The 14,684-nt window shown below is 71.2% G+C and carries 15 protein-coding genes; 4 read left to right on the top strand and 11 right to left on the bottom strand.

Annotation, left to right across the window (positions count from 1 at the left end; all coding sequences use genetic code 11):
* Nucleotides 1-18: 18 nt before the first annotated feature.
* From ACK4YQ_RS16210 to ACK4YQ_RS16195, 4 genes are read right to left on the bottom strand one after another with little or no spacing between them, the layout of a single operon-like run.
* Nucleotides 19-771: an enoyl-CoA hydratase/isomerase family protein gene (locus ACK4YQ_RS16210; protein ID WP_409612692.1), complete on the bottom strand. Its 753-nt coding sequence runs from the start codon at nucleotides 769-771 to the stop codon at nucleotides 19-21.
* Between the two features lies 1 nt (nucleotide 772).
* A complete protein-coding gene (locus ACK4YQ_RS16205; RefSeq protein WP_409612690.1) occupies nucleotides 773-2,350 on the bottom strand; it encodes a class I adenylate-forming enzyme family protein in 1,578 nt (525 codons plus the stop codon).
* On the bottom strand, nucleotides 2,347-3,633 hold the full coding sequence (locus ACK4YQ_RS16200) for an MFS transporter (RefSeq protein WP_409612688.1): 1,287 nt from the start codon (nucleotides 3,631-3,633) through the stop codon (nucleotides 2,347-2,349). Before ACK4YQ_RS16200 ends, ACK4YQ_RS16205 begins: the two co-directional genes overlap by 4 nt.
* 4 nt (nucleotides 3,634-3,637) lie before the next feature.
* Nucleotides 3,638-4,132: a MaoC family dehydratase gene (locus ACK4YQ_RS16195; protein ID WP_409612686.1), complete on the bottom strand. Its 495-nt coding sequence runs from the start codon at nucleotides 4,130-4,132 to the stop codon at nucleotides 3,638-3,640.
* Nucleotides 4,133-4,227: 95 nt separating this feature from the next.
* On the opposite strand from ACK4YQ_RS16195, the gene ACK4YQ_RS16190 reads away from it, so the two are divergent.
* The 4 genes from ACK4YQ_RS16190 to ACK4YQ_RS16175 all read left to right on the top strand — a co-directional run bounded on the left by ACK4YQ_RS16190 (nucleotide 4,228) and on the right by ACK4YQ_RS16175 (nucleotide 8,220).
* A complete protein-coding gene (locus tag ACK4YQ_RS16190) occupies nucleotides 4,228-4,971 on the top strand; it encodes a TetR/AcrR family transcriptional regulator (protein ID WP_409612685.1) in 744 nt (247 codons plus the stop codon).
* Between the two features lie 80 nt (nucleotides 4,972-5,051).
* Nucleotides 5,052-6,440 carry an acetyl/propionyl/methylcrotonyl-CoA carboxylase subunit alpha gene (locus ACK4YQ_RS16185; protein ID WP_409612683.1) on the top strand — a complete coding sequence of 463 codons (1,389 nt, stop codon included), beginning with the start codon at nucleotides 5,052-5,054 and terminating at the stop codon, nucleotides 6,438-6,440.
* The gene (locus tag ACK4YQ_RS16180) at nucleotides 6,437-6,661 is read left to right on the top strand and encodes an acetyl-CoA carboxylase biotin carboxyl carrier protein subunit (RefSeq protein ID WP_409612681.1); all 225 of its coding nucleotides are present in this window, start codon (nucleotides 6,437-6,439) and stop codon (nucleotides 6,659-6,661) included. The genes ACK4YQ_RS16185 and ACK4YQ_RS16180 overlap by 4 nt, the downstream gene beginning before the upstream one ends.
* The gene (locus ACK4YQ_RS16175; protein ID WP_409612679.1) at nucleotides 6,658-8,220 is read left to right on the top strand and encodes an acyl-CoA carboxylase subunit beta; all 1,563 of its coding nucleotides are present in this window, start codon (nucleotides 6,658-6,660) and stop codon (nucleotides 8,218-8,220) included. Before ACK4YQ_RS16180 ends, ACK4YQ_RS16175 begins: the two co-directional genes overlap by 4 nt.
* 39 nt (nucleotides 8,221-8,259) lie before the next feature.
* Here ACK4YQ_RS16175 and ACK4YQ_RS16170 read toward each other — a convergent pair whose 3' ends face one another.
* The 7 genes from ACK4YQ_RS16170 to ACK4YQ_RS16140 form a co-directional block, all read right to left on the bottom strand.
* Nucleotides 8,260-9,117 carry a CheR family methyltransferase gene (locus ACK4YQ_RS16170; protein WP_409612677.1) on the bottom strand — a complete coding sequence of 286 codons (858 nt, stop codon included), beginning with the start codon at nucleotides 9,115-9,117 and terminating at the stop codon, nucleotides 8,260-8,262.
* Between the two features lie 64 nt (nucleotides 9,118-9,181).
* On the bottom strand, nucleotides 9,182-9,673 hold the full coding sequence (locus tag ACK4YQ_RS16165; RefSeq protein WP_409612675.1) for a chemotaxis protein CheW: 492 nt from the start codon (nucleotides 9,671-9,673) through the stop codon (nucleotides 9,182-9,184).
* Entirely contained in the window at nucleotides 9,673-11,601 is a 1,929-nt protein-coding gene (locus tag ACK4YQ_RS16160; RefSeq protein ID WP_409612673.1) for a methyl-accepting chemotaxis protein, read from the bottom strand. Before ACK4YQ_RS16160 ends, ACK4YQ_RS16165 begins: the two co-directional genes overlap by 1 nt.
* Nucleotides 11,602-11,626: 25 nt before the next feature.
* Nucleotides 11,627-12,121 (bottom strand): chemotaxis protein CheW, encoded by a 495-nt coding sequence (locus ACK4YQ_RS16155; RefSeq protein ID WP_409612672.1) that lies wholly within the window; start codon nucleotides 12,119-12,121, stop codon nucleotides 11,627-11,629.
* A gap of 20 nt (nucleotides 12,122-12,141) precedes the next feature.
* Nucleotides 12,142-14,097, bottom strand: a complete 1,956-nt coding sequence (locus ACK4YQ_RS16150; protein WP_409612670.1) for a chemotaxis protein CheA — start codon at nucleotides 14,095-14,097, stop codon at nucleotides 12,142-12,144.
* A complete protein-coding gene (locus ACK4YQ_RS16145; protein ID WP_409612669.1) occupies nucleotides 14,094-14,237 on the bottom strand; it encodes a hypothetical protein in 144 nt (47 codons plus the stop codon). Before ACK4YQ_RS16145 ends, ACK4YQ_RS16150 begins: the two co-directional genes overlap by 4 nt.
* Nucleotides 14,234-14,563, bottom strand: a complete 330-nt coding sequence (locus ACK4YQ_RS16140; RefSeq protein ID WP_409612718.1) for an STAS domain-containing protein — start codon at nucleotides 14,561-14,563, stop codon at nucleotides 14,234-14,236. The genes ACK4YQ_RS16145 and ACK4YQ_RS16140 overlap by 4 nt, the downstream gene beginning before the upstream one ends.
* Nucleotides 14,564-14,684 lie beyond the last annotated feature (121 nt).

Raw genomic sequence — 14,684 nt, 5'->3', positions numbered from 1 at the left:
GGGCTCCGCCGCCAGCCCTCAGGACCAGGCGGCCGCCACGCGCGCCAAGGTCTCGGCGTCCAGCGCCGCTTCCATGCACAGCCCGGCCTCCCGCGCGAGGGCTTCCTCCAGACGTGGTCCGACCGCCTGGGCCCGGGCGGCCTTGAACCGCCGGCGCGAGGCCGCCGGCAGGGCCAGGAGACGCCCGCACAGCGCCTCGACCGCGCCGTCCAGCTCTGCGGGGGGAACCATGGCCGCGGCCACGCCCGCCGAGAAGAGTTCGGCGGCGCCGATCCGCCGCCCCAGCCACAGCATCTCGGCCGCCCGCGCCGGACCCAGGCGCTCCTCGAGGAGGATGGAGGCGCCGCCGGTGGGAAACAGGCCATGGGCCGCCTCCGGGCAGAACATCACCGCATCCTCGGCCAGGACCAGGAAGTCGGCGTTGAGCGGCCAGGCCGCGGCCCCGCCGACGATCCAGCCCTGGGCGGCGCAGACCACCGGCTTGGGGCCGAGCTGGATCAGCCGGGTCACGGCCTGAAGCCCTTCGATGAAGGCCGTGGCCTCGTCCCGGCTCTTGGCCCCGGCCCCGAACTCCACGAGGTCGTCGCCGGCGCAGAACGCCCGCCCGGCGCCAGCCAGGACCGCCACCTGGATCTCGTCGCCGTCCATGGCCCGGGCGAGGGCCTCGACCAGGCCGAAGACCAGGCCGGTGTTGATCGCGTTCAGCCGTTCGGGCCGGTTGAGGGTGATGCGCGCGACCGGGCCGCGCGCCTCGTAGAGCACCGCTGTCATGTCAGGCTTCCCCGGCGGCGCGGCGCTTGAGGGTCACCTTGTCGATCTTGCCGATCGGCAGGAGCGGCAGCTGGGGATCGACGACGAAGCGCTTGGGCACCTTGTAGTTGGCGAGGTGCGCGCGACAGTGGGCTTCGAGCTCGGCCAGATCCACCACTGCGCGCGGCTCGACGTAGGCCACGCCGATCTCCTGCCACACCGGATCGGGCGCCGACACCACGGCCGCCTGGGCGATCGCCGGATGCGCCTCCAGGACCATCTCGACCTCGCGAGGGTAGACGTTGTAGCCGCCGGACTTGAACATCTCCTTCAGCCGTCCGGAGATGCGGTAGCGGCCGTCCGGGCGCTGGACGGCGAGGTCGCCGGTGCGGAAGAAGCCGTCCTCGGTGAAGGCCTGGGCCGTCGCCTCCGGCCGGCGCCAGTAGCCCAGGAGGTTGTAGCCAGAGCGGGCCTGGATCTCGCCTTCCTGGCCGGGCGCCGCCAAGCGGCCCTCGGCGTCGACCAGGCGCACCTCCACCCCGGGGAACGCCTCGCCCACCGAGCCGGAAAGGATGTCGATGTCCGAGGTGGGCGTGACCACGGTGATGGCGCTGGTGGTCTCGGTCATGCCGTAGTTGGTGGCCATCAGCGGCTGGATCTCCTGCAGCCGCCGGATCAGCTCGACCGGCATGGCCGCGCCGCCCCACATGATGATCTGGACCGCCGAGAGGTCGTAGTCCGCGAAGTCCGGCAGGCTCACCTGCATCTGGAAGACGCTGGGCACCGAGCCCCAGAGCGTGACGCGCTCCCGGACCATCAGGTCCAGGCACCCGGCCGGGTCGAACTGCTCCATGAAGATCAGGCCGCCGCCCGCGACCACGCAGGGCATGGAGCAGTCGATGACGCAGCCCACGTGGTTGATCGGGAAGTAGTTCACCACCCGGAAGGGATCGACCGGCCACAGCCGGTTCAGCTCAAGGCAGAAGCGCGCGATGCCGTCGTGGTGCAGCAGCGCTCCCTTGGGGGTCCCGGTGGAGCCGGAGGTGTAGACGATCAGGCACGGATCGCGCCCGCCGCAGGCCGCCCGCGCGGCGGCCAGCTGCCGGTCGGACACCTGCGCGCCGGCCGCCAGGAAGTCGGCCATGGTCTCCACGCCCTTCGCCGCGGGCTCCCCGGCGAAGGCGACGACCCGCCGGGGCCCGCCGTCCAGTGCGGCGAGGGCGGCGATGTCGGATTCGTAGTTCCGATCCTCGATGCTCGTGCGGGCGAGGAGGACCGCAGGCATGGCGTCGGTGACCACGTGGGTGAGCTCACCGATCCGGTAGCGCGGGTTGAGCCCGACCCAGATGGCGCCGATCGAGGCGGTCGCCAGGAAGGCGACGAGGAAGTCCGGGTGCGGCGTCTGCAGGGTGGCCACACGATCGCCCTTGCCCACGCCGGCCGCCAGCAGGGCGCGCGCCAGTTCGTCGATCGAACGGCTGAGCTGGGCGTAGGTGACGCGCATGTCTCCGAGCACCGCCGCCTCGGCTTCGGGCGTGCGCTCCGCCCACCAGGAGACGTAGTCGCTGATGCGCGGGAGGAGGGGCGGCGTGAGGCTCATGCGATTGCGACCTTCTTCTGGGCGCCCGCGAGGGCGAGGAACGGCAGCGATCCGAGGGCCAGCGCCCCAGGACCGATCATGACGAACGGAGCCAGGCGCGCGGCCTCTCCGTGGAGGGCGGCCAGGGCGAGGCCCACGACCCCCGGCCCGAAGGCCAGGCCGAGCTTCTCCGTCGCGGTCCACACGCCGGTGAAGACGCCCTCGGCGCCGGCCTCGCCGGCTTCGGCGTGCACCAGATGGGCGACCAGGGTGTAAGGCAGCACCTGCAGCCCCGCGAAGGGCAGGCCGGCGAGGACGAAGGCGCCGAGGACGAGGGGCCAGCTGGCGCCGCCCGCGGCCAGCATGCCGACCAGGAAGGCGACCCCGGCGAAGACCACGGCGGCGAGCGCCAGGGCCCTCCCTTCGCCGAGGCGGCGCCCGGCGGCGGTCCACAGCGGCACGGCGAAGGCCGTCGTCCCGAGCATCGCGGCCATGGCGACGCCGATGTCCCCCTCCCCCCGGCCCCAGGCGTGGGTGACCAGGTAGGGCACGGAGGCGCTGAAGGCGCCCACCCCGGTGAGCTGGGCGACATAGGCGCCGATGAGGTAGCGGAACCTGCGGCTGCGCAGGGCTTCGGCAAGCTGGCGCGGCAGGCCGGGGGCGTCGACCCCCGCAGCGGCGTTGCGGTCGCGGCCGCGCATCATGGCCACCGGGCCGAGCATCGCTGCGCCGCACAGAAGGGCGATGACGACGGACATGGCCGCATAGCCCGCCCGCCCGCCCCCGAGCCGCTCCACCAGAATCGGCGCCAGGCCGGCGCCGGCGAGCACGCCGGCCATCACCACCACCATGCGCCACGACACCAGGCGCGCGCGCTCGGCCTCGTCCCCGGCGATCTCGGCGGGAAGCGCGGCGTAGGGGACGGCGAACAGGGAATAGACCGTCGCCAGGGCGAAGTAGCTGAGGCCGGTCCAGGCGATCAGGGCCGCCGGGGCCAGGGGCGGCGGCGAGAAGACCGCGACGAAGGCCACGACGACGCCGAGAAGGCCGGCAAGGAGGAAGGGCCGCCTTCGGCCGAAGCGGCTGCGCGTGCGGTCCGACCAGGCGCCGACGAACGGATCCCAGACGATCGACCAGAGCTTGGGCGCCGTGATCAGCAGGGCCGCCGCCCCCGAAGCGATCCCCAGGGTCTCGGTGCAGAAATACAGCAGGAGGACCGTGGGAACCGTCGAGAACACGCCGGTGCCCAGCGAGCCTGCCGAATAGGCCAGGACCTGGGCGCGCGAGAGGCGGCGCAGGCTCATCGGCTCAATGCGTCTCTGCCGGCGGCACCCACAAGGAGAGCCAGTCGGCCACCAGGGCCGGACGTTCGGCGCCCTCGATTTCGACGACGCAGCCGAAGCTGGTCAGCCAGCGCCCCTTCTCGTCCTGGACCTGGCGCAGCTTGGTGAACCGCCCGCGTATGCGCGAGCCGGTGGGCACGGGAGCCACGAACCGCAGGCGGTCGAAGCCGTAGTTCAGGTAGTACCCCTGGCCGGCGGCCTCATGGTTGGGCTGGGTCCGCAGCGCCGAATGGAGCAGGTGGGTGAGGAGCGACACCGTCAGGAAGCCGAAGGCGATCGTGCCGCCGAACGGACCGTTCGCGGCGGCCCAGGCCGGATCGACGTGCATGGGGTCCGGGTCGCGCGTGGCCGCGCCGAAGGCGTCCACCATGTCCTGGTCGACGAGCACCCACTCCGAGACGCCCACCTCCGCATCAAGAGGGAGTGAAAGGACGGTGTCCTGAAGGGACGCTGCGGACATGGGAGGAGCCTCACTGGTTTGTAATTTTCTGAGATTGAACTCAATTTTTTGTTTTCGTCAATGCAAGCTATGCTGGCGGCTTCGGAAGGAGCCCCATGCAGTTCTCGTACATTCAGCATCTGGAAGACGAACTCCGCGACCGCCCCGCCAAGCAGAAAGGGCAGCGGACGCGGGAACGGCTGAAGATCGCCACGGCCAAGATGCTCGAGCAACGCGGCTACCACGCGATGCGCGTGACCGACGTCACCGAGTGCGCCGGCGTCGCGGAAGGCTCGTTCTACGTCTATTTCAAGGACAAGACCGACGCGTCCCTCACCGTGCTGACGGGCCTGATCGACCATTTCATGGGGCTGCAGGCGAGCGGCGAACGGGGCGCCACCGCCTTCGAGGCGATTCGCGCCGACAACAGGAAGTGGCTCGCCGTCGGCCGGGCGAACGCGGGCCTGATGCGCTGCATCTTCCAGCTCGCCGACGAGGTCCCCGAGTTCGCCGACCTGTCGCAGCGGACCAATCGAAGCTGGTTCCTTCGCGTCACCCAGAGCGCCATGCGCCGCCGGCCGGGCGACGTCGACGAGGCAGCGGTGATGCTCGTGGTCTACATGCTGGGCGCGATGATGGACGACCTGCTGCGCAAGCTGAGCGTCTATCCGGACCGCGAGTTCCTGGCGCTCATCGAGGCCCTTGGGCTGGACGACGACATGGTCGCCGACGCCGCGAGCCTGGCCTGGCTGCGCGTCCTCTATCCCGACGCCCCCGAGCCGGAGAACCTGCCCGGCCCGATCGTCGCGCTCTCCCGCTGGCTGTTCGGCTCGGCCGCCCGTCCCCCCGCGACGGGCTGAGCGCCGCGCCCGACGCCGCGTCTGGACGACAGGAGAGGATGCCTCTAAAGCTGACCTGAATTAAATATGAGGTCAGTTTCATGAACCGCGTGCGGCGCGTGCTGATCGCCAATCGGGGAGAGATCGCCTGCCGGATCGCGCGGGCCTGCCGATCCCTGGAGCTGGAGAGCGTGGCGGTCTTCTCCGAGGCGGACCGCGGGGCGCTGCACGTGGAGGCGGCGGACTTCGCCGAAGCCATCGGGCCTGCGCCGCCGGCGCAGTCCTATCTGGACGTCGAGCGCATCCTCGGCGCGGCGCGCCGAAGCGGCGCGGACGCCGTGCATCCGGGATACGGCTTCCTGTCGGAGAACGCCGCGTTCGCCGAGGCCGTGCTCGCCGCGGGCCTCACCTGGATCGGCCCCTCCCCCGCCTGCATCCGCGCGATGGGCGACAAGCTGAATGCGCGCAATGCCGCGGAGGCGGCGGGCGTTCCCGTGCTTCCCGGCCGGGAACTGCGCTCGGCCGAGCCGGCGGAGCTCGAGGCCGCCATCTCGACCATAGGCTTTCCGGCGCTTCTGAAGGCCGCCGGCGGCGGCGGGGGCATGGGCATGCAGGTCGTCGAGACCGCCGTGGCGCTGGCCGCCGGGGTTCCGCGCCTGATGGACCTGGCTCGCCGCAACTTCGCAGTTCCTTCGGTCTATCTGGAGCGGCTCGTGCGCCGGGCCCGCCATGTCGAGGTGCAGGTGTTCGGCGACGGGGCGGGCGACGCGATCCACCTCTTCGAGCGCGACTGCTCGCTGCAGCGCCGCTACCAGAAGATCATCGAGGAGAGCCCCGCGCCGCGCCTCGACCCCGCCCTGCGCGAGCGCCTGGGGCTGGCAGCGGTCCGCCTGGCGCGCAGCCAGGCCTACGCCGGGGCCCGCACCGTCGAGTTCCTGCTCGACGCGGACACCGGCGACTTCTTCTTTCTGGAGATGAACACGCGCATCCAGGTCGAGCACGGCGTGACCGAGATGGTGACGGGCCTGGACCTCGTGCAGATGCAGATCGCCTGCGCCGAGGGCGGCCTTCGCCTGCCGTCCCAGGCCGAGGTGAAGATCCAGGGCCACGCGGTCGAGTGCCGGCTCTACGCGGAGGACCCCGCCCGCGGTTTCCGCCCCTCGCCCGGGCTGCTCGAGACGTTCACGCCGCCGGCCGGCGAGGGGCTGCGGATCGAGAGCGGCTACCGCAGCGGAGACCGGATTTCTCCCTTCTACGACCCCATGATCGCCAAGATCATCGCCCACGGCCCGACCCGCACGGCCGCCTTCCAGCGCATGCAGGGCGCGCTCCAGGGGCTTCAGGTCCGCGGCGTGGCCACCAACCTCGACTTCCTGCGCCGGCTCGCCGCCTGGCCCGCCATCCTCGCGGGCGAGACGGACACCCGTCTGGCCGAGTCCCTCGCCGCCGCCCCGGACGGGGCGAATGCATCAACGGAGACTGCAAGATGAAGATCGTCGTCAGGTCGGACATGGCCGCAACCGTGCTGCGGATCGAGGCGGCGCCAGGGGCGGAGGTCGGCGAGGACGACGCCCTGGTGGTGCTCGAAGCCATGAAGATGGAGCTGCCGGTCCTGGCGGGCGCCGCCGGCCGCGTCGCCGCGATCCACGTGGAGGAGGGCCAGGTGGTCGAGGAGGACCAGCCGCTGGTCACCCTGGAGGCCCAAAGGTGAGCGAAGACGCCGAGGGCTGGGCGCCCGAGATCGCCGAACTGCGCCGCCTGCAGGGGCTGGCCGCCGAGATGGGCGGGGCCGACAAGGTCGCGCTGCAGCACGCCAAGGGCAAGCTGTCGGTGCGCGAGCGCATCGCCAGCCTGCTCGATCCCGGGACCTTCCGCGAGGTCGGCTCGATCACGGGGCAGGCCCAGTACGATGCGGACGGGCGGGTGACCGCCTTCACCCCGGCCAACAGCATCTTCGGCCGAGGCCGCATCGACGGCCGCGACGTGGTCGTCTACGGCGACGACTTCACCGTCCGGGGCGGATCGTCCGAGGCCGCCATCCATGAGAAGCAGGCCCAGGCCGAGGCCATGGCGGGCGAACTGCGGCTGCCGATCGTGCGGCTGATCGACGGCAGCGGCGGCGGCGGCTCGGTGCGGGAGGTCGAGCGCACGGGCTACACCTATGTCCCGACGATCCATGGCTGGGAGGGGCTGACCGCCAACCTGTCGACCGTGCCGGTCATCTGCCTGGGCCTGGGTCCGGTCGCCGGCCTCGGGGCGGCGCGGCTGGTCTCGGGCCACTACACAGTCCTGCTGCGCGAGACCGGCTTCATGTTCGCCGCCGGCCCGGCGATCGTTTCGGCCCTGGGAACCCCAGTGACCAAGGAGGACCTCGGCGGGGCGATGGTTCACGCCCGCAGCGGGGCGGTGGACGACGTCGCCGACGACGAGGCCGACGCCTTCGCCAAGGCGCGGCGGTTCCTGTCCTACCTGCCGGCGTCCACCCACAGCGCGGCGGAACGGGGGCCAGCGCTCGATCCCCCCGACCGGCGCGACCCGTGGCTGGACCGCGCGGCGCCCCGGGACAGACGCAAGGTCTATCCCATGCGCCGCGTCATCGGCGCGGTGGTCGACGAGGGCTCGTTCTTCGAGATCGGCCGCCATTGGGGCAAGTCGGTCATCACCGGCCTGGCGCGGCTGGACGGCTGGCCCGTGGCGATCCTCGCCAGCGACCCGATGATCTACGGCGGCGGCTGGACGGCGGCGGCCTGCGACAAGCTCGTGCGGTTCGTCGAACTGGCCGAGACCTTCCACCTGCCGGTGGTCCACCTGGTGGACATCCCCGGCGTGGTGATCGGGGTCCAGGCGGAGAAGGAAGGCACGATCCGTCACGCCGCCCGAGCCCTGACCAGCGTCTACCAGGCGCGCACCCCCTGGTGCACCGTCATCATACGCAAGGCCTTCGGCGTGGCCGCGGCCGGCATGTGCGACCACACCCGGTTCCGCTACCGCTACGCCTGGCCCTCCGGCGACTGGGGCTCGCTGCCGATCGAAGGCGGCGTGGACGCGGCCTACAAGGCCGAACTCGAGGCCGCCGACGATCCCCAGGCGGCGCGGGCGGCGATCGAGCAGCGGCTGAACGCGGTCCGCTCCCCGTTCCGAACGGCCGCGAAGTTCCTGGTCGAGGAAATCATCGCGCCCCAGGACACCCGTCCGCTGCTCTGCGAGTTCGCCCGCCTGGCCGCCCCCCTGAGGGACCCGGTTCCGGCGCGGTTCGGCTTCCGCCCCTGACGCGCCTGAACGGCGCGGCCGTCCGGGGCCGCCAGCCGCCTAGAGCCGCCGGAAGATGGTGTTGGCGACCTGGGCCAGGGGCAGGTCCACCCCGGCGATGGTTTCGGAGTGGCCGATGAACAGGTGGCCGCCCGGCTTCAGGCGCTCGCACAGGCGCTGCAGCACCCCCGCCTGGGTCGGCTTGTCGAAGTAGATCATGACGTTGCGGCAGAAGATGAGATCGTACGGCTCGCCGACCGGGTAGCTGGGGTCCATGAGGTTCAGCCGCGCGAAGCCGACCTTCGACCTGAGGTCGGGATGGATGCGCACCTGCGGCTGCCCCGGATCGACCGCGGGCATGACATAGCGGCGGCGAAGGTGCGGCGGCACGGGCGCCGTCATCTCCTCATGGAAGACGCCGGCCTGGGCGGTCGTGAGCACGTCGGTGCTGAGGTCCGTGGCCAGGATGAAGTAGTCGAACGGGCGCGACTGGGCGGCGAAGTGGTCGAGAACCATGGCCAGGGTGTAGGGCTCGGCGCCCGTGGAGCAGGCCGCGCTCCAGGCGCGGACGGCCTGCGTCCCCTGCCGAACGCTGGCGGGCAGGATCACCTCGGACAGATAGTCGAAGTGCCGGGCTTCCCTGAAGAAGTCGGTCTTGTTGGTGGTCACCGCGTCGATGAGGTGGACGGTCTCCTCCTCGAGCGCGCCGCCCTCGAACAGGAAGTGGCAGTAGTCGTCGAAGCTGGCGGCGCCCGTCGCCCGCAGCCGGCGGCGCAGGCGGCCTTCCAGCATGGTCTTCTTGGTCGGCGGCATCTTGATGCCGCTGTAGTCGTGGATGAAGCGAGCCAGCCGGTTGAAGTTGCGTTGGCTCATGCGGTCGCTGATCGCCGGCGCAAGATTGCGGGCTAGGTCTGACACGGGAAGCTTCCTGGTTACCAGCCGCCCGCCGACGCGCTCGTGGCGCCGGCGGGGGCCTGCGGGCTCATGCTGCGAACGTCTGCTCGGCCGCCGACTCCAGGCCGGCCGCCTCACGACTGGTGAACAGGCGGGCGATGTCGATGAGCACGACGAAGCCCTGCTCCCTGCGCACGACGCCGGCGATGTATTCGGAGCGCCAGGGCACGCCGATCTCCGGGGCCGGCTCGATCTGGTCGGACTGGATGGCGATGACCTCGTGAACGCGGTCCGCGACCAGCCCCAGACTGAGCACGCGGTCCTGCAGCGGCGCGTCCAGGACGATGATGCGCGTCTGCAGCGTCGGCGCGGCGGCGGGCAGGCCCAGGCGGACCCGCAGGTCCACCGTGGGCACGCCGCGGCCGCGCACATCCGTCAGCCCCAGGAGATAGGCGGGGCCGTTGGGGATCCTGAACGCCTCGCGGTAGTCCAGGATCTCGCGCACCAGGCTGACGGGGGCGGCGAAGGTCTCCGCCCCGACGCCGAAGGTGACGTACTGCGCCTCGGCCCCGGCGGACATCAGCCCGCCTCCCGGAAGTTCACGTCGTCGGCGTCCGGCCCGCCCATGGTCATGTCCAGGGCGAACCCGCTCACGCGCGCCTGCTGTTCGGCGACGGTGTTCCGCGGCGCGGCCTTGGCGGCGGGCTTGGCCCGGGCCGTGGCGGCCGGGCGCGGCTTGGCCGCGGCCATCCGGGCCATCTGCCCCGCCGGCCGGGCGGCCTTGGCGTCGGTCTTGAAGTAGGCGATGGAGGTCTGCAGCTCCTCGGCCTGGGCGGCCAGCTCCTCGGAGGTCGTCGACATCTGCTCGGAGGCGCTGGCGTTCTGCTGGGTCACCTTGTCGAGCTGCTGGATGGCGTCGTTGATCTGGCCGGCGCCCATGTCCTGCTCGCGGCAGGCTGCGCTGATCTCGGCCACCAGTTCGGCGGTCTTGCGGATGTCCGGCACCAGGCTCGACAGCATCTCGCCCGCGGACGTGGCCGCCTTCACCGTCTCCGAGGACACCGCCCCGATCTCCGCCGCCGCCGTCTGGCTGCGCTCGGCCAGCTTGCGCACCTCCGAGGCCACCACGGCGAAGCCCTTGCCGTGCTCGCCGGCCCGCGCCGCCTCCACCGCCGCGTTCAGCGCCAGAAGGTCGGTCTGGCGGGCGATCTCCTGCACGATGGTGATCTTCTCGGCGATCGTCTGCATCGCGCTCACCGCGCGGGCCACCGCCTCGCCCGAGGTCTCCGCGTCCTTCGCCGACTGGCGGGCGATCTTCTCGGTCTGGGCCGCGTTGTCGGCGTTCTGCTTGATGTTCGCCGCCATCTCCTCCATCGAGGCCGAGGCCTGTTCGGCGGCGGCGGCCTGCTCGGTCGCCCCCTGCGAAAGCTGCTCGGCGCTGGCGGACATCTCCTGGCTGCCGGCCGAGACGTTGTCGGCCGCGGCGACGGCGTCGGCGACCACGCCCCGCAGGCGCTCGACCATCTGCTCAAGGGCCACGCCCAGGGTGTCCTTGTCCGACAGGGGCTTGGGCTGGACCATCAGGTCGCCGCCGGCGATCTGGTCGGCCACGGCGGCCGTCTCGCGCAGGTTCAGCACCATGCGGCGCAGGGACTGGCCAAGGACGTCCTTGTCGGACAGGGGCTTGGGCTCGACGCTCAGGTCGCCCAGGGCGATCTGGTCGGCCATGTGGGCGGTCGCCTTGAGGTTGTCGGTCATGCCGTTGAAGGTCTCGACCAGATCCTTGATCTCGTCGTTGCTCTTGACCACGACCCGCTGGTCGAGATCGCCGATGGCCACGGCGTTGGCCACCATCTTGAGACGGCCCAGGCCCTGGCTGACGCCGTAGGCGATCCAGAAGGCCGCACCGGCCGCGATCAGCAGGGCGACGAGGGCGGCCGCCACGAGCACGTTGCGCGCGTTGCGGTATTGGGCTTCGGCGTCTTCGGCGGCCTTGGTCATCCGCTCCTGGTTACGCTGGACCGAGGCCTCCATCAGGCTGCTCAGGTCGTCGGTCACCTTGCCTCCGCGGCCGGTGCTGAGGTCCAGAGCCTCGGCGTGCCGACCGGCCCTGGCCAGGCCCTGGATCTCGTCGTCGACTTCGGCGTACGCGTCGAAGGCCTTGAGAGCCTGCTCCCAGTCCGGTTTGCCCTGCACGCTCGCGTCGGCGTAGGCCTCTTCAAGCGTCTTCTTGAGGTCGGCGCGGGCCGTTTCACTGCGGTCGAGGTACTTCGCCAACTCCTCGGCGCTCTGCGACAGGAGGACCCCTTTCTGGGCGCGGTGAACGAGCAGCATTTGCTCTGTTGCGAGGTGGGCGCGGTTGAGCCGCTTCACCGGGCCATCGATCAGCCCACCCATCGCCTGGTTGATCTTGCCCAGACTGTAAATGCCGAAGCCGGCCGTGCCGGCCAGCAGCAGGATGACGGCCGCGAAGGCCGTCACCAGTTTTACCTTGATCGTGAAACGCATTGTGGCTTGCCCCCCAAGGTGCCGGTCAGAGACGAAGTTGCGACGCGGCGCCTGCGGCGGACGCGTCATTTCTGAAGGAGAAGAGCGCCTGGAGGTCAGGGACGACGACGACCTCGCCGTCGCGTCGCACCAGGCGGCGGATGAATTCGCTGGGCCAGCGCATGCCGACGCTCGGCGGCGCCTCGCTCGCGGCGAGTCCCAGGGCGGCGACCTCGCGCACCTTGTCCGTGCGCAACCCCACGAGCATGGCCTCGCCGTGGAGGTCGAGCTCGACGACCACGATGCGGCTGTCGAGGGATGCGGCGGCGGCCTCCATGCCGAACGCCAGGCGCAGATCCGCCAGGGGAATCACCTTGCCCCGGAAGTTGATGACGGAGCCGACCAGGCGCGAGGCGCCGGGGACCTCGGTCTCCGGCAGCAGGTCCAGGATCTCCTGGACGATCCCGGCCTCCAGGGCGAAGATCTCGCCGCCGAGTTCGAAGGTGAGCGCCTGCATCTCGCCGGCTTCGGTCGCAGTCATGCGCAGATCCTGTTCGGGGTTCATCCGGCGGCGCGCAGCTGCGCCTCCAGGCGTTGGCCGGCGGCCACCAGGTGCGGGACGTCCAGGATCAGCGCCACGCCGCCGTCGCCGAGGATCGTGGCGCCGGAGAAGGCGGAGACGTCGTCATGGAGCTTGGACAGCGACTTGATGACCGTCTGGTGGTCGCCGATGACCTGGTCCACCACCAGTCCCACCCGCTCCTCGCCCGTGGTGGCGACGACGACCTTCTGGTGGAGCTCGGGCGGCGTGCCCGTCTCGAACACGTCGCGCAGGCGCAGGTAGGGCACCAGGGCGTCGCGCAGGGAGATGAGGCTGCGGCCGCGGTGGCGCATGTCCTCGTCGAGCGGGAGCTCCAGGCATTCCTCGACCGCCGCGAGCGGGACGACGTAGCGGCCCTGGCCCACCCGCACGAGCAGTCCGTCGATGATCGCGAGCGTCAGGGGAATGCGCAGGGAGATCTCGGCGCCCTCGCCCGGGCGCGAGACGATGTCGATCGACCCCCGCAGGGCCTCGACCGTGCGCTTGACCACGTCCATGCCGACCCCGCGTCCCGAGAGGCTGGTGACGGCGGCGGCCGTGGAGAACCCCGGATGGAAGATCATCTGCAGGAGCTCGGCGTCGGCGATCGCGGCGCCGGGCTCCAGAAGGCCCTGCGCCTCGGCCCGGGCGCGCACGCGCTCCAGGTCGACGCCCCGGCCGTCGTCGCGGATGGAGATGACGACCTCCCCGCCCGCCTGGCGGGCCGACAGGCTCAGCCGCCCGGCCTCGGGCTTGCCCGCCGCCCGGCGCTCGGCCGGCGTCTCCAGGCCGTGGTCGGCGGAGTTGCGGATCAGGTGGACGAGCGGGTCGGCCAGGCGCTCCATCACCGTCTTGTCGACCTCGGTGCTCTCCCCCTCGGTCGTCAGCGAAATGGACTTGCCGGTTTCGCGGGCCAGGTCGTGGACCAGCCGCCGGAAGCGGCCGAACAGGGCGCCCACCGGCACCATGCGCAGCACCATCGTCGTGTCGCGCAACTCGCCCGACAGACGCTCGATCTCTTCGGCCACGGCGCGCAGGGCGAGGTCCTCGCTGGCGGCGGCGAGCTGGCTCAGGCGCGACTGGGCGATCACCAGTTCGCCGACCCGGTCCATCAGCTCGTCTAGCCGCTCGGCCGGCACCCGCACCGTATCGACCGCGGCGGCCGCAGGCCCGGCCTCGGCGACGGGGCCCGCCGCCGGGGCGGCCGAGGACGCGGGCTCGGCCTGGGGCTCGGGCTCGGGCTCGCGCGCCTCGTCCAGCGCCTCGATCTGAAGCTGCATGTCGTCGATCATGAAGACGAAGACGTCTTCGATCGCCGAGCGGGGCTGATCCGTCTCGAGCACCACGTCCCAGGCGACGTGGCACCGGGCGGCGTCGAGTTCGTCCAGCGGGGGGACCATGGAGGTGTCCGCCGTGACCTCGGCCGTCCCCAGCTCGCGCAGCTCGGCCAGCAGGGCCAGGGGGTTTGCGCCGTTGACGAGGGCGTTCGGCGGCAGGCTGAAGCGCACACGCCAGCGCGCCGGCCGGGCGGGCGTCGACGGGGCGGCGGAAGGCGCCTGCATCGCCGCGCCGAGCGCGGCCTCCAGCGCATCGAGAAGCCGGCGGCCCTCGACGGCCGCGGGATCGCCCGGGTGCTCCAGCAGGCGCCGCAGGTGGTCATTGGCCGACAGCGAGGCCGAGATGAGCTCCGCGGTCGCCGCGGCCTCGCCCTTGCGGACCCGGTCGAAGGCGCTCTCGCAATGGTGGGCGAACGCGGCGAGGTGATCGAAGCCGAACATGGCGCCCGACCCCTTCAGGGTGTGCAGCCCGCGGAACACCTCGTCGACGAGGTCGCGTGCGTCGGGCCGGGTCGAAAGGCTGAGAAGCCCCTCCTCGACCTTTCCCAGCAGATCGTGGGCCTCGGCCATGAACGCCGCGCGGGCTTCCTGATGGCTCATCGGTTCGGGACCTTTCCGGCGCTGCGCACGCGTTGGTCGGCGACGAAGGGCTGGGCCAGCCCGCCCGCGGCGCCACGGGCGCTGCGGATCGCCAGGTTAAGGCCGGCCGACGCCTCGACCGCCGGGATGGAAGCGCTCATGGCTCGCCGCGCTCGTGCAGCCAGAAGGCGCGGTCGAGCGGCCTGGCGGCCGTGACGAAGCCGCCGCGCTCCAGGACCTCGACCCAGCGGCCCTCGGCGCCGGCGGCGAGCTCCAGCCGCACGCCGCTGCGCTCGGCGAAGCGCCGGGCCGACTCCACGAGCTGGACGCCCGCGACGTCCACGTCCGAGCAGCCGGAAATGTCCAGAACGAAAGCCTTCGCCGCCCCAATGCGCGACACAAGGTCGCAAGTATAATTGTGACAAGTTCGGACGGTCAGCGGACCTTCAATTGCAACTCGCGCAGGCACGGCATTTTTAGATAACATCGTTGCGTCCCCCAACGCGCGGATATTCAATTCAGGGGAAGATAGTTGTTTCGGGCCCCATTAATTAAGCATGAACGTTGTATTTTATCGGGAATTGCCCCAAGTAGAACTACTTGGTATA

The sequence above is a fragment of the Phenylobacterium sp. genome (assembly GCF_046291545.1).
Lineage (GTDB): Bacteria > Pseudomonadota > Alphaproteobacteria > Caulobacterales > Caulobacteraceae > Phenylobacterium.
This window is presented reverse-complemented; position numbering and strand designations above follow the sequence as displayed.